Annotated in this window: 12 protein-coding genes; 6 read left to right on the forward strand and 6 right to left on the reverse strand. The window is 45.0% G+C overall.

Annotation, left to right across the window (positions count from 1 at the left end; genetic code table 11):
- Positions 1-63: 63 nt before the first annotated feature.
- On the reverse strand, positions 64-1,749 hold the full coding sequence (locus CTT31_RS14440) for a carbon starvation CstA family protein (RefSeq protein WP_010374688.1): 1,686 nt from the start codon (positions 1,747-1,749) through the stop codon (positions 64-66).
- Positions 1,750-1,874: 125 nt separating this feature from the next.
- A complete protein-coding gene (gene dinB, locus CTT31_RS14445; RefSeq protein ID WP_463201851.1) occupies positions 1,875-2,930 on the reverse strand; it encodes a DNA polymerase IV in 1,056 nt (351 codons plus the stop codon).
- A gap of 221 nt (positions 2,931-3,151) precedes the next feature.
- Between dinB and CTT31_RS14450 the strand changes: the two genes are divergently transcribed.
- From CTT31_RS14450 to CTT31_RS14465, 4 genes are all read left to right on the forward strand, one after another.
- On the forward strand, positions 3,152-4,204 hold the full coding sequence (locus CTT31_RS14450; RefSeq protein WP_211858489.1) for an aldo/keto reductase: 1,053 nt from the start codon (positions 3,152-3,154) through the stop codon (positions 4,202-4,204).
- Between the two features lie 85 nt (positions 4,205-4,289).
- Entirely contained in the window at positions 4,290-4,802 is a 513-nt protein-coding gene (locus CTT31_RS14455; protein ID WP_211858491.1) for an NUDIX hydrolase, read from the forward strand.
- 73 nt (positions 4,803-4,875) lie between these two features.
- On the forward strand, positions 4,876-5,565 hold the full coding sequence (locus tag CTT31_RS14460; RefSeq protein ID WP_260491501.1) for a hypothetical protein: 690 nt from the start codon (positions 4,876-4,878) through the stop codon (positions 5,563-5,565).
- Between the two features lie 40 nt (positions 5,566-5,605).
- The gene (locus tag CTT31_RS14465; protein ID WP_260491502.1) at positions 5,606-6,088 is read left to right on the forward strand and encodes a LabA-like NYN domain-containing protein; all 483 of its coding nucleotides are present in this window, start codon (positions 5,606-5,608) and stop codon (positions 6,086-6,088) included.
- 85 nt (positions 6,089-6,173) lie between these two features.
- On the opposite strand, the gene CTT31_RS14470 is transcribed toward CTT31_RS14465, so the two are convergent.
- Positions 6,174-6,884, reverse strand: coding sequence for an SIMPL domain-containing protein (locus CTT31_RS14470; protein ID WP_010374677.1), 711 nt, complete (start codon positions 6,882-6,884; stop codon positions 6,174-6,176).
- Between the two features lie 145 nt (positions 6,885-7,029).
- Between CTT31_RS14470 and CTT31_RS14475 the strand changes: the two genes are divergently transcribed.
- Together CTT31_RS14475 and CTT31_RS14480 are read left to right on the forward strand one after the other, a co-directional pair.
- Complete coding sequence (locus tag CTT31_RS14475; RefSeq protein ID WP_130125815.1) at positions 7,030-9,699, forward strand: bifunctional acetate--CoA ligase family protein/GNAT family N-acetyltransferase; 2,670 nt, start codon at positions 7,030-7,032, stop codon at positions 9,697-9,699.
- A gap of 32 nt (positions 9,700-9,731) precedes the next feature.
- Entirely contained in the window at positions 9,732-10,679 is a 948-nt protein-coding gene (locus CTT31_RS14480) for an ion transporter (RefSeq protein ID WP_039493932.1), read from the forward strand.
- Positions 10,680-10,688: 9 nt separating this feature from the next.
- Here CTT31_RS14480 and CTT31_RS14485 read toward each other — a convergent pair whose 3' ends face one another.
- From CTT31_RS14485 to CTT31_RS14495, 3 genes are read right to left on the reverse strand one after another with little or no spacing between them, the layout of a single operon-like run.
- Positions 10,689-15,155, reverse strand: a complete 4,467-nt coding sequence (locus CTT31_RS14485; protein ID WP_260491503.1) for an EAL domain-containing protein — start codon at positions 15,153-15,155, stop codon at positions 10,689-10,691.
- A gap of 19 nt (positions 15,156-15,174) precedes the next feature.
- Entirely contained in the window at positions 15,175-15,600 is a 426-nt protein-coding gene (locus tag CTT31_RS14490) for a GNAT family N-acetyltransferase (RefSeq protein WP_260491504.1), read from the reverse strand.
- The gene (locus CTT31_RS14495; RefSeq protein WP_010374667.1) at positions 15,600-15,803 is read right to left on the reverse strand and encodes a DUF3283 family protein; all 204 of its coding nucleotides are present in this window, start codon (positions 15,801-15,803) and stop codon (positions 15,600-15,602) included. Before CTT31_RS14495 ends, CTT31_RS14490 begins: the two co-directional genes overlap by 1 nt.
- Between the last annotated feature and the right edge of the window lie 16 nt (positions 15,804-15,819).

Genomic DNA, 15,819 nt, shown 5'->3' on the forward strand with positions numbered 1-15,819 from the left:
GGCCCTTTTCTATATTAGAATTAGGGCCGACTATAGGTGATTTGTGGTCAAGTTCCAAGGGAACTACGACATATCACGGGCTTCATCTGGTTTGGCTTTGGTTTTGCTGATCACAGACCAAGCTTCTAACATCACCAAAATACTGACCACCAGCACGATAACGTCAAGCACAACCAACAGCCAATTGCCTTTTTGATAGTATTCACCTAGCTTGATCACTCCGGCAAAAAACGCCATCACCAGCACAAATACCATAGGGATCAGGGTGTACTTAGCGGGACGCCCTAGTTTGATAAGATATACTGAGATAACCAACAAGGTTAAGCTTGCCAAGATTTGGTTGGTTGAACCAAACAGCGGCCAAATCACCATACCACCACTACCCGATGCGCCACCAGCGCCAAAGGCGAGTAGCAAACAGCATGCAACGGCCAACAAAGTCGCGATGATGCCGTTGTTCAGGAACTTGATGTTATAGATCTCGCCCCACTCTTGAATAATATAACGCTGAAGTCTAACGCCAGAATCCATAGTGGTGCCTGCAAAAAGTACAACCATAACAGCAAGTAAGGTTGATGCGATTTCGACTGGTAGTCCCCAACCTGTACTGATAAGATTTGAGCCACCGTTAATAAAGGCTGATACACTGCCTGCACCAAGATGACTATAAATTTCGTGCCACTCTTCAGGTGATACAGCAAGCATCACACCACTCACGGCGACCAAAGTGATAAGTGCAAGTGAGCCTTCACCAACTGCACCTAAGTAGCCGACAAAACGACCGTCTTTTTCTTTGTCTAGTTGTTTTGAACTCGTTCCCGACGAAACAATACCGTGGAAACCAGATACCGCACCACAAGCAATAGTCACGAATAGCAGGGGTATGATACTTGGGGTATTTTCTACCGTTTGGGTGTTAAACGCAGGCGCGGTGATATCTGGCATCACCACAAATACTGCACCATAAAGCAGGATCAATCCCACTAACAGCTGCATGCCATTAATGAAATCACGAGGTTGTAATAGCATCCAAACCGGTAACAATGACGCCACGGCGGCATAGATAAACAAAATAATGATCCAATTGGCTTTGTCGCTTAGACCAAACATTTCGGTTGGTAAGGTAATCGGCATACTACTGCCCATATAAATGGTCGCGTAGAGCACAATAACCCCGATAATACAGAGCGGTACTAGCGGCACTTTTCGTTTCAGCAATTGGCCGATGATTAGCGCCACGACGATAGCAGACCAAGCGGGGAATACCGCATTTGGGTTACCCACAAAGGAGTTGGCTATCACCACGCCGAACACGGCATTTACCATGAGCAGTACTAGGAAGACCACAATCATAAACAATGAACGCGTGCGCTTGCCAATCACGCTTTCAGACAACGCGCCCATCGACTTGCCTTTATGGCGAGCACTTGCCCACAGCGCGCCCATATCGTGGACACCCGCAAAGAATATGGTACCGAATACAACCCAAAGCACTGCTGGCACCCAGCCCCAATACACGGCGATAGCAGGTCCTACAATTGGTGCTGCGCCTGCGACTGAAGTAAAGTGATGCCCCCACAATACCACTTTGTTGGTGGGAACATAATCTACGCCATCCTCAAGCTCATGAGCCGGTGTGACAAAGTTGTCATCCATTTTAAATATTTTTTCAGCAATAAATTTGGAATAGACAAACCATCCAAATAACATCCCTATGATGCCGAAGAGTACGATCATTATGGATTGCATAATGCTTACCTCTTGTTGTTGTTTTAATTGCACGCAGTTCGCGTGATTAGTTTGTTGCACGACAACTTCGAAGCTAGCACAAATTAAACTAATTGCAGTTATCTTTTAGTCTAGGTAGGTCAGAATTAGCCATCAAAAAGCCCTAGTTGAGCTTGTGTGTTAGAATTTTCATTTAGCCCCAAGTGCAAGCCCACGAGGCGCACGGGTTTAAACTTTTGTCGTGACATTGCTTCAATCAATAGCTCCTCGAAAACGGGCAAATCAATATGCTGGTATTGGCATTCTTTGGTGGTTTGGGTGAAATCGTAAAACTTCACTTTAACGCCAAGCTTATTAAAGCCGCGCTGTATATAAGGCTGTGCTCGGCGAGTCAGTTCAGGTAACAACTTTTCTTTTATGACTTGTTTTAAAGTATCAAGGTCAAGCGTGTCTTCTGCAAATGTGGTTTCAACGCCTATCGATTTGCGCACTCTATCGGTCTCAACTCGGCGCTCATCAATACCTTGACAACGCCGCCATAATACAGCGCCAAACTTGCCAAATGACTGGCGTAACTGAGTTTCAGACAGTCCCTTAATATCTCGGCCATACTCAAGTCCCATGGCTAGCAAACGTTGTTGAGTCACTTTACCTACGCCCGGAATTTTTTTAAGGGGTAACGCATCAATAAAAGCGCTCACTTGGTGAGGCGGGATCACACACTGACCATTGGGCTTGTTTTCATCGCTGGCAATTTTGGCTAAAAACTTGATTGGCGCAATTCCCGCCGAAGCCGTAAGGCCCGTTTCTGCAAATATATCCGCTCGGATCTGCTCGGCGATAAGCGTTGCACTGCCATTACATTGCTGGCACTCTGTGACATCTAGATAAGCTTCATCCAAGGACAGTGGCTCAATTAGCTCAGTATAGCGGGCAAAAATAGCGCGAATTTGTTGCGATATTGCCTTATAGACCTCCATTCTCCCAGGTACAATCACCAGCTGAGGGCAGAGTTTTTTCGCTTGATAATTCGACATGGCCGAGCGCACGCCATATTGCCGAGCAATATAGTTAGCCGTGGATAGCACCCCGCGATGGCTGCGACCGCCAATCGCCATTGGCACCTTTGCAAGCTCGGGGTTATCGCGCATTTCTACTGATGCATAGAACGCGTCCATATCAATATGAATAAATTTACGCACGTTAAAACACTGTCTAAATAAACAGTGTTTATTATGTGCTAATTTTCCAACTGTTGCAATCTTGAACATAGGCCTTAGTGTTCTGGGCTATACTTGTGTGGATGTCTGTTGCAAGTTGCACTGCAAAACAGAGATAATGCTAACAATATCAATACAGTTCAAAGTACTAAATCCGTCACTTTGGCTATATTTAATCATTCAGCAATCAATCAGGAGCCTGCATGAAGTACTCACGACTTGGTAGTAGCCCATTAGAAGTTTCGCGCATTTGTTTAGGAAGCATGACTTGGGGCGTACAAAACAACCAGCATGATGCCGACGAGCAAATCAATTATGCACTAAGCCGTGGTATTAACTTCATTGATACCGCTGAAATGTACGCGGTCCCTCCCTCACCTGAAACCTATGGTAAAACCGAAGCCATCATTGGCAATTGGCTAAAGCGCCACCAAGAAAAGCGCGAAAAGCTCGTGCTTGCAACCAAGATTGCGGGAAGCGGTTTGCCTTGGATCCGTGAAGGCGGCCCTATTACGGGACAATCAGTGATCCAAGCAGTGGATGATTCTTTAGCGCGCCTGAATACCGACTATATCGACCTCTACCAACTACATTGGCCAAACCGTACTTCACCGCACTTTGGTAAACAATGGCCAGGCATGGTGCCTTTGAGCGCGCTTGACCGCGACGAAGAACGCGCTGGCATGCTAGATATTTTAGAAGGCTTAGCGAGCTGTATTCAAGCAGGTAAAATTCGCCATTGGGGTCTTTCTGACGATACGCCTTGGGGCATTCACACTTACCTTAATTTGGCGATGCAGCACAACCTACCGAAGCCGGTTTCAATTCAAAATGAGTTTAGCTTGCTACATGCCAAAGATTGGCCTTACTTAATTGAGAGCTGCGTAAACGAAGATATTGCCTATTTACCTTGGTCGCCACTGGCTGGTGGGATGCTGAGCGGTAAATATTTAGGGGGCGCAAGACCTGAAGGCAGCCGCTTTACCTTAGTGCAAAGGCAAGGGCTATTTAGAGACACGCAACTAGCGCAAGAAGCCGTTGCAAAGTATCTAGAAATCGCCAAAGAATTTAATATGACTGCAGCACAACTGGCGCTAGCTTGGTGCAATCAAGTCGATGGCGTGACTTCAACCATCATCGGCGCGACAACCATGGCACAGCTTAAAGAAAATATTCAAGCGTTTGAACAGCCGCTATGTGCAGAATCTTTAGCCGAGATTGATACGGTATTTAAAGCGTACCCAGCTCCGTTTTAATGTCTTCATTCGTGATACGCCGCTTTTATGCTGGCGTATCACCTTGTAAACCCATCTTTGTTACCTAGATTGAAGTTAAAACCCCATGCAAAGCTTAAACAACACCCCAGTCATTCCGCTTCAAGGCAGCTGCTTTACCAGAAAGACCACTCGCGCCATTGTCCTTAGAGGCAACGACATCCTTATGCTTTACACCAAACGTTATGACGATTACACCTTGCCAGGTGGCGGCGTCGACGAGGGTGAAAGCTTAGAAGCAGCATTGGAACGCGAGCTAAAAGAAGAAACGGGTGCAGTATCCATCACAGGTTTGACGCCGTTTGGCCGCTATGAAGAGTACCGCCCTTGGTATAAACCCGATCATGACAATGTGCATATTATTTCTTATTGCTACGTTTGTGAGATCTGTGGCGAATTTAATGCGCCAGCTATGGAGGATTATGAACACGCCAATGGTATGAAGCCGGTGTGGATCAACATAAACCAAGCCATCGCGCATAACGAAGCAAAACTCAATGATGCGAATAACAAAGGGATGTCCGTTTTACGTGAACTCACTTTGCTAAAACACATTTCCGCGCAATTAGTCACAGATTAATTTGCCTATTGAGGGAACAATTAAGTCTTTATTAAGCTCTAACTCCGCATGACTCAAGGATTTAATAAGAATAATGCGGCTGCTCCAACACAACCTGATTAGTTTCACCATTATCGCCTCTATTGTGCTGCATCTACTGCTCGGCTGGTATCTGCAGCAAAGTATTTATATCCCCTCAAAGCCTGTAGAAATTAAGGCAATGAAAACCTATTTGGTTATTGAGCCTGCCAAGCCCAAGATGGAGCGTATTGAGACACCGACGATAACTGAAGATAAGCCAGTAGAGGAGTTAAAGCCGACGCTGCCGGACACTACAGTTGAAGTACCAAAAACTGCGCAAGCAGAACCAAAAAAGCCTACGGTTGAAAGTACAACCCAGCACATAACCAAAGCAGTGGTCGTCACGCAACCTAAAAAATTAGACCATCGCAAAGCAATCTCTCAATTTCGTCAGCAACTTTTAGAGCGCGCTCCGAGTGACGCTGTACTCAGCCAAAGCCAAGAAAAGCCACAGCGGCTCACCGTACCTAAAACGCATCAAACCACTGCTGCGAGCATACAAAGAGAGCAACTCGAGTCTACGCCCCAATACACAGTCTACCGTGAAAATGGCCTGTGTTACGCTGAAGTTAGGCCCGATCCGAGTATTCCTACACCGGAAGGATTAAATAAGAATTGGCGTACTGCGCCTCGCCCTTGCGATGGCGGTGCCATCAAAAAAGCCTATGATGCCGCGATGAGTAAATGGCTAAACAAACGCTAATCTTGCTATCATAAAGCAAATCTATTGCGAAGAGTCCATTATGGAAAAAGTCACCATTTTAGTTGACGCCCAAAATGTTTATTACACTACCAAGCAAGCCTACCAAACAGGCTTTGACTATAATGCGTTTTGGCGCAAAGCAACGGCTAATCGCGAGATATATCAAGCTATTGCCTATTCCAGCGAACGGGGTAACGACAAACAAAGACAGTTCCAAAATATCTTGCGAGCGATTGGCTTTGAAGTGAAGCTAAAGCCTTATATTCAACGTGCCGATGGCTCCGCGAAATGTGATTGGGATGTTGGCATTACCATTGATGCCATGGAATGCGCGTCAGGATCCGATGTGATAATTCTAGTTACTGGCGATGGTGATTTTGATTTACTCGCGAATAAGCTCAGAGATAAATACCATACCCGAGTCGAAGTTTACGGCGTGCCGCAGCTTACCGCCGCTTCACTGATCCGTGCAGCCAGTGAGTTTATACCAATCGAAAACGAATTGTTGATTGGCAAGAAATAAAAAAAGCAAAGCACCTTGATAAAAACGGCTTTGCTTTTTGACGAATTCGTCACTTTCGATTGCTTGGTCGCATAATATACGTGTTTTAATCCGATAAGTAATATTCCACGCTCGTCACAACACGCACGATTTTTATCTGTGGCGTATTACTGTCTCTGTCGCGAATACTAAATTGTCCTTGCCTTGCCGATTTTATTTTGCCAAGCACAGAGTCGGAATCTTTAGCAAATTTGACCGCCACTTCTCGTGCCTTTTGTGTGGCTTCTTGCACCATTTCAGGCTTAATATCATTAAGACCAGTAAACAAATATTCAACCCGATTTTGATAGTCGTCTTTAGTGATAGCAATACCTTGCTTGGCCAGCTCACTTAACTGCCCTAGTGCTTGCGAGACTTTATCTGGATTATTGGAGTACACAGTCACACCGGCTTTTGCCACATAGCGGAATCCTTGATTGTTTTGACCGTACTCTTGGGCGTATTTATCCGTAATGGAAGGCGCTGATATCGAAAGCTCTGAAGCATCAAAGCCATGCAAGGTTAAGAACGCGCGGATCGCCGCATTTTTCTTTTCCGTGCGCTCCACCAAGGCTTCCAGATCGTTATCTGCATCACGATAAAATACGGGCCAAATCACCGTGTCTGCCGTTACTTCCTTTTCCGATAAGCCTTTTACACTTACCGTTCGCTCCATTCCTTTCACTTCTAGAATGGTCGATTTTACCATCCAACCGCTCACTACCACCGCTAGTGATAGCAAAGCTGCAGGAGCCAAATATTTACTCATAGTAGACATATCTCTGTCCTCAACGTTACGCCTCAGTCATGGTTTTCAAACAATTATTATGGAGATAGATCAAAGTCTACCTTAATTGCACTCGAAAACCGCGAGCAAAATGGTAGAGTGGTGCTTATGAGCTGCGGCTGAACTAGGAAACAGTATGAGTGTAAAGCGTATTAGCCAATTTTTTAACCCCCAATCCATCGCAGTGATTGGCGCTTCTAACAATCCTGATCGCGCCGGCTTTATCGTAATGCGTAACTTGCTACAAGGCGGTTTTAAAGGGCCCATTATGCCCGTCAGTCCAAAGCATACCGCCGTGCATGGAGTGCTCGCCTACAGCGCCATCAAACAGCTCCCCAAAGTCCCTGATCTCGCTGTTATTTGTACCAACAAACAAACCCTAGTGCAAATCATCAATGAGCTTGGTGATATTGGCTGTCAACATGCAATCATCATCGCGGCAGGTCTTGATAATCAGCACAAACAACAATTAAAAGAAGCTGCCAAAATAGCGAAGGTCACTTTACTTGGTCCTAATTGTCTCGGTTTACTCATTCCTCACTTGGGTATTAATGCCAGTTTTTCTCATACCGTTGCAGCACCCGGTAAGCTTGCTTTTATTTCACAATCGGCGGCGGTATGTTCAACCATACTAGACTGGGCACAACATAAAAAAATCGGCTTTTCTTACTTTGTTTCCGTTGGGGATTGTCTTGATATCGATTTCGACGAACTACTTGATTTCCTTGGACGGGACCCAAAAACCCAAGCTATTTTGCTTTACATCGATAATATCGACGATGTTAGACGCTTTATTTCCGCAGCTCGAGCCGCTGCATTTAGTAAGCCCGTCATCGCCATAAAAACCGGAAAAACCAAGGCTGGTGCAATCGCTGCGCTGAATCACACCGGTGGCAATACCTCCGATGACGCGGTTTATGATGCCATGTTCCAACGTGCAGGTATGCTGAGGGTAAACGATCTTAGGGAGCTATTTGCTGCCACTCAAACCCTTGCTTTACACCCCAAATTGCTGCAAGTAGAACAGCTGACCATTTTAACCAATGGCGGCGGCCCTGGGATCATGGCGGTCGATACCTTACTACAGAACTCAGGCAAACTGGCGGTGCTAAGCGAGCAGACCAAGCAAGCGCTCAGCGCCCTGATCCCACAAACAGATCATGCTTGTAACCCAATAGATATTTTTGGTGATTCCTCGCCAAAACGTTACCAACAAGCACTAGAGATTTTATTAAAGGCTGACGAAGTCAAAAACTTATTGATAATTCATACTCCTTCAGCGCTTGCGCCAAGTACCGCTTATGCCGAGATCATTGCACAGACCCTAGCCAAAATTCCAAAAATGGCACGCCCTTATGTGATGACAAACTTTATGGGTGAAGAAGCGGCCTACGCTGCAAGGCTTGTATGTGCAAACGCTAAGATCCCAACTTATCGCACCCCAGAAGGTGCCGTTGGCGCCTTTATGCACTTGGTGAGCTACCGTCGAAACCAAAAACACCTCACGCAAACACCAGAATCCTACAGTGATGAAGGCCAGCTGCAACACCTGCAAAGTAAACGTTTAATTAATGACTTTTTAAACTCGGGCGCCAATAAACTCGCGACCCATTTGGCTTCTCAAGTGCTGGCTAATTACGATATAGAATGTATAGAGACGCAAATCGCACTCACCCCCTCAGAAGCAAAAGAGCAAGCTCAGCAGCTTGGTTTCCCCGTTGCACTTAAACTGATAAGCCATGATATTCCCTCTAAATCTGAAGTGGGTGGGGTTGTACTCAACCTCAACGATGCCGAAGAAGTAGAACAAACCGCATTTTCGATGTTACTACGGATCCGTGAGGCTGCCCCCGAAGCTGAAATAGAAGGCTTCTCTTTGCAACGCATGGCAAAACGCGCTGGTGGACAAGAGTTACGGATAGCGGTAAAAACCGAACCCGGTGTTGGCCCTGTTATTTTGCTGGGTGAAGCAGGCACCGGGCTTAATTTTTCGCAAGCTGCGGTGGCATTACCACCACTGAATATGAACCTTGCAAAGTACCTGATTGCAGCCGCCCATGATAAAGGCTTTATCAAAGAGCGAGCACTACCTGAAAAGGTCGATAAATACCGTCTGTGTGCCCTACTCACTCGAGTGTCTCAAATGGTAGTCGACCAACCCGATATCATTGATATGGAGCTCAATCCTATTTTGGCCTGCTCGGGTCAGTTCCAAGTGCTCGACGCCAGTATTACGCTCAGACGATACGAACCGATATCTGGCCGTAAACGCTTGGCCATCCGACCTTACCCTCGAGAACTGGTAAAAACCGTGACGTTAAAAGATGGCCGCCCTGCAACCTTGAGACCTATTCGTCCTGAGGATGAAAGAGCGCACCAAGAATTTGATCAGTCTTTAAGTAAAGAAGATAGATACCGCCGCTTCTTTGGTGAACTGCCGCAATTTAATCATGAACAGCTCGCCAAAATGACGCAAATTGACTACGACCGAGAAATGGCGTTTATCGTCACTGTGCCTAATAAATCTAGCTACCAAACGCTTGGAGTATCACGCGTGCTGATGGACCCTGATAACCAAGTGGCTGAATTTGCCGTAGTGGTACGCTCAGATTGCCAAGGACTTGGGCTTGGACGCATACTCATGGAAGCTGCTATAAAACACTGTCGTAAACAGGGCGTACAAAGCATTGAAGGGATCACCCTGCCAGAAAACAGCGGTATGATAGGCCTTGCCAAAAAGCTTGGATTTACCGTATCTCGAGATTTTGAGGAAGGCACTATTCAGATGGTGTTACACTTAAACTAAACACAAAAAAGATAAGGGATGCTGGCAACTTGATGCAACTTCACATCAGAGAAAAAACGGCCGCGGTGCTCGAGGCTACAGGTCAATATCGCCGACTCGGGCGCGCAGTTGATATCTTCCTCATCACCCTGATTTTAACCAATGTCGTTGCTATCGTGTTGGAATCTGAGCGCGACTTAGCAAGTGTGTACCATCACTACTTTCTAACCCTAGAGTTAGTCAGTGTGACCATCTTCGCCATCGAATACTTACTGAGATTTTGGTGCTGTGTCGATAAACTTGATTACCGCCATTTGGATATACCTAATTGGAAAAAGCGCCTAAAGTATCTGATCTCACCGCTGGCGGTGATTGATCTCATCGCTATTTTACCAACCATATTAATGGCCTTTATCACCTTTGATCTGCGCTTTTTACGTGTTATTCGATTACTCAGGATCTTTAAGCTGACGCGCTACTCTCGGGCTATGCAGTTGCTACTCGCAGCATTTAAAGAAGAGTCGAGCTCATTACTTGCTGCCTTTTTTATTATGAGTGTGGTGCTTATCATGGCATCTTGCGGGATTTATCTGATTGAGCACGATGTGCAACCGGATAAGTTTGGCTCCATTCCTAAAGCCATGTGGTGGGCGATGGCTACTCTAACCACCGTGGGTTACGGCGATGTAGTGCCTATCACCCCGCTCGGGCAATTTTTTGGGGGTCTTATCACTTTACTCAGTATGGGCATGGTCGCGATCCCTACCGGTCTCTTAGCTTCAAGCTTTGCGGACCAAATGCGCAAACGTCGAGATGCGTTCAATGAGGCTGTGCTGCATGCATTAGTCGATGGCGATGTCGACAAAAGTGAAAGGGCCCATTTAGAAGCCCTTCGTATTGAACTTGGCTTAAGTCAATTAGAAGCAAACCAAGCGATTAAACTAATGAGTAGTCAACGCGTCCATCATATGTACTGTCGCCACTGCGGTAAAAAGCTGTAGCCAAAGAGGCTACAGCGATGTTTCAGAGAGTAATTGCGCTACCTGCTCACCACTAATCGCCAAGCTGAAGCGATAGCCTTGATAATAATCAACTTGCTCAGCTTTAATTCGCTGATACTGTAGGTCGTTTTCCACCCCTTCTGCGACACATTTTAATCCCAGTCCATGCGCTAAATTTACACATGAGCGAATGATCAAATAGCTTTCAGGATCCTCAGCAATTTGTTGTACAAAGCTTTTATCTATCTTGATGACATCAATAGGCAATTGTTGCAGATAGGTCAAAGAGGCGTACCCCGTCCCAAAGTCATCCATATAGATACGACAGCCCAGTGCTTTAATTTCTTTCATCACTTTCACGGCGCTATCAACGTTAGAAAGCAAAGCTGTTTCCGTTATCTCAAAAGCCACTGAGTGACCAGACACTTTACTGCGACTTAGAGCTTGTTGAATATTATCGACTAAGCTCGAGGATTCAAAATCAATGGCAGATAGATTAATTGATATATACAAATCGCGCTCAATGGTTTGCCAGTGTCTCAATTCAACCAATGCCCGAGATAACGTTTGCAGGGTAAGCTCGGTAACTACGCCAGCATGTTCAGCTGCGAGCGCATACTCTTGAGCGCAAAACTCACTATTTTCAGGCCAACGTAATAGCGCTTCAAAGCCAAGTAAGGTATCGCTTTGTACATCGACAATTGGCTGATAATGATTACTAAATTCACCATTTTTGAGTGCTCGCATAAGCGCTTGTTCGACTTCACGAGAACGCCTAACCTTGCCATTCATCTCTTCGCGGAAAAACTGATAACTAGAAACTTGTTGTACATTGACATGCTCAAGGGCCGCCTTAGCCGCTTGATTGAGCTCAAAAGCGTCGGACGCATCATCCGGGTACATTGCAATTCCTATCGTAGGTTGCATCTGCACAGTATGTCCAGCAGCCTCCAAAGGTGTGCTAAATGAGTGAACTAAACACTCTACATATTGATGCACCTTTTCGGGGTTATCGAGATGCTCCATCAACACATAAAACGACTTATCATGCCCCGTTGCTAAACTGTCTAATTCTCGGAAGCAACAGCGTAGCTTCGTTGCAAGCAGTGGAAGCAGCTCGGCCACAAAGTCTGCACCATAAATATCGTATAGATTCTGTAAGCGATTGAATTTGATTACCAACAACGCAAAATGTGTCTCGTGAGCCTGCGACTGCTTGATTGCATGCTGCACTCTATCCATCAATAGCGCTTTATTTGGCAACTTCGTCTGTAAATCGTAGTTAGCGAGCTGATATAGCTCTTTTTCAGTACGCTTTTGTTGGCTAATATCGGTTAGCACCACAACATAACTGTATAGTTCGCCATCACCATTTGCCACGGCACTAATCTTAATCAATACGTCTCTTTCATCACCATTAGGCAGACTAACGACTTCCTCTGAACTCAAATGTTGATGTACTGCCAACGCCAACGTTTGGCGTAGATACATCATACGTTTTTGTCTCGACATCCCAAGCTTCACCGCAGTGCTTGATGATGGGATAGAGTCAAGGTTAAAGGCATTTTGCATCGCCCGATTACAAGCCTGAATACGCAGTCTTTTGTCTAAGATCATAACCCAATCACGGGTCTGCTCAAACGCAGCCCCAAATAATGCGGCACGCTCTTCAAATAAACGTTCACGCGTTAAATTGGTATAGGTGCCTGCCACCTGAGTTGGATTACCTTCATCCCACTCAAGTACCTTGCCAAAATCCTTATACCAACGCCACTGGCCTTTGCTGTCTCTTAATCGATAAGTACAGTCGATAAACCCTTTGTTCGTTGTGACGAACTCAAGCCACTGTAAGCGGAACATGGCTCTATCCGAGGGATGTATCTTTTGCAGGTAATCGTCCAAGCCGACACTCTCAAGTTCGTAGTCGAGTTCAGTAACTAATCGAGGCTGATAGATTAAGGTACTACCCGCATGCCACTCCCATACACCGGAGTTACTTCCCTCTAGCGCCATTTTCAACCTAGCTTCGCGGTCTTGTGTTTCCTTATGAGCGGCAAGAATAAGTTGCTCAACACGATACTTTCGATAGCTCCAAAGAGACAGTAGTAAGAGCGTGAGAAACACATATCCAGCAATCGCAACGGGTGAACGCCACGCGGGATAGTTCACATTAATGGTTAATTTTGCAGGCGGTGTATAATCTCCCGTTAATGGGTCTTTGGCCCACACTTTTAATGCATATTCACCGGGATTAAGTTTAGGAAATACCACACGATTTTGATTGCGGCTCAAGATCTTCTGACCACCGGATATTTGATACTCATAAATGATCCGATCCTGATAGCTAAATGCCATCGCAGAGAATGACACTTCGAGTCCAATATCGTCATGTTCAAGTTCAATGTGATCAAATTGCTTTAATCCGGCTTTTTGATTTGGGCGAGAGATTAAATCCACGCTGGTGATATTTACATGATCAAGTAAAGGCTTTTTAGGCCGATTGTCATCAGGAGAAAACACCACAAACCCTTTTAACATACCATACGCAATGCGACCGTCTTCCAACATCACGGACGCGCCACCGTTAAATTCATTAGAAAGTATGCCATCCTCGGTGGTGAATTGTTGTAAGTGCAAATTATCCGGATCTAGACGCCAAATTCCCTTGTGAGATGACATCCAAATCATTCCTTCTTTGTCTTGGCGCATTTCATACATCAAAGTATCTATTTTATGGGCTTTTAAATCGATGTTATAAATCGGCTCATAACCGTCTAGCGTCAGACCAATCAAACCAAATGATGATAACGACAACCACAAGATATTATTTTTATCTATGGTATAGGTGGTGATATCAACCGCTAAATGCTTATTTGCCTTTGGCGCTTTATAGATCTCAGTTAGCGTTTCCAACTGCGGATCATATTGCAGCAATACGCCAGCATAGTAGTAAAGGGGTTTAAGCGGTTCGTTTGGAAGTGGTGGGTAGAAGCCATAAGTAAGAAACGGATCGACATTTTCAAATGACTTCGTCAGGTGTGTCAGCTCTGCTGTATTAATATCATAAACGAACATCCCCACGTCACTATTGACGAAATAAAACTTACCGTCAGCTAACAACTCCCCTCCTTTCACAAAAGATGTCAGTATCTCTTTATCTTCTGGGTTATTAGCCTTGGGTCTTGTCACTTCATGAGTAATAGGGTCAAAGACAAACAATCCTTTCACCGTTGTTAGCCAAAGCTTATTGTTATACTCCGCAATCTTCCAGATAATAAACTCTGAGAGAATTTCGTCACCCAAGTAACCCTTTAGAAACTGTTTGGTCTCTCTGGTTTTTGGATTATATCGTGTTAGGCCATCATTCGTTGCTAGCCACAAGAACTGATTAGATTCATGCATTGCCCAGACATTACTGTGAGAAAAACCTTCACCTTCAACGGTAAGATCGCTAACGTTATCAAACGCCAGCGTGCTGTCTGGTAAGTAAAATGCGCCATCTTCTTTGGTCGCAACCCAAAGCCCGCCATAGTTGTCTTTGACAATATCGATAACGCTGGTATTTGATGGTAAAAATACGCTTGTAGACAAGCGTTTATCACGAACCGCATTACCATCTTCAATCGTGTAATAAACAAGACCTTTGTCGGTACCAAGTAGCAAGGTGTGTTCATCATGTCTGAGCATTTTCCATATGTTTAGCTCAGGAAGCAGCGTTTTAAACGGTACCTCTGCGTCAAAATCTTTTAGGAATTGAGAAATATCTAGCTCGTACATCCCCTGAACCGCTCCCACGAGCAAGGTATCTTGGTCTAAAATAAATAGTGATTTAGTATTTGTTTGGTAGGGATGATCAATGGGAGCAAGGTGGTCAAGGGGTCTTAGTTTTTTCGTTGTTAAATGATATGCAAACAAGCGCTCTGAAGTGGCGATAAACAAGATGTCTTGATGTTGATAAACGGCGCGTATAAAACCGCTTTCTTCATCTAGCGGTAAAGTCACTTCACTCTCAAGTTTGCCTGTATGGATATTGAGGATAGCGACATCATTGGTGCGCACAACCCACATATGGTCATCATCTTTGGTCAAAACGATATTGACCAAATTGGAATAAAACTCGTCCTCTGTGGAGGGGGGCTCTATGTACTTTCTATACTCGTCTTTCATGGGGTCGTATCGCAATAATCCCGCGATCCCCGTGGTGATCCAAATGCCACCAAGGTTGTCCTGATAAATATAATTCACTTGCACTTTATCAAGCACACCATCTGGTCCATTCACGTCCAGCACTTGATAACCGTCGTAACGGTTAAGTCCTCCTTCGGTAGAAAGCCACAAATAGCCCTGCTCATCTATAAGCAACGTATTTACGTAACTTTGTGACAATCCTTCAGCGGGTGAAAGTCGAGAAATTTGTGCAGCATTTACCAATGCAGTAAATAGGCAAATGCAAAATATAAAACACAGGCGAAACATAAAAAGCCGAGGTTGTTAACTAGACGTAATACATTGCCACGAGTTGACGATTTTGTCCAAGATAACTAGATAAGCGAGAAGCAAGTTCAGGTGGTAGCTCTAGTGAATTGCTTTGAAACCCAAGTGTGCTGTAAAAGTCATGAAGATGGCAGTAAGCAAAAGTATAAATTATCTGCTGTGGCTGCTGACTACGAAACTGTGCAATCACAGTTTCAATTAGTTTCTTCGCAATGCCTTGTTTTCTATATTGTGATGCAACATAAACGCCCACCAGCAACCAATATCCGTCTACCGGTTGCAAACGACAAGCCGCGATAATTTCATTGCTATTTTTTGCAACCCACACTTTGTCGTGTTTTGCTGCTCGCCCCCGTGCTTTGTTTGCTGCATAAAACTTATTAACAAGCGGCGTCATTACGGCTGGGAGCAATTCAATTGTCAGCATCAAGCAAGCATTAGACTCAGGTAATACTCAAACTTTTGCTTTAGCGTGTCCTGTTCAGACAACGGCCTTTGATTGATGGTGTCATAAATCGCTTCTCTACTTTTTTTGCCCCGTTTTATTTGGTAGGCCCAAAACGACGCCTCATACTCAAGTTGAATTTGGTATTTTTCTTGTCTAGGTAGTAAACACAGGTTATAGCTCATTACGCATCATTCAATT

The sequence above is a fragment of the Pseudoalteromonas maricaloris genome, from assembly GCF_024746855.1.
Classification (GTDB): Bacteria; Pseudomonadota; Gammaproteobacteria; order Enterobacterales; family Alteromonadaceae; genus Pseudoalteromonas; species Pseudoalteromonas maricaloris.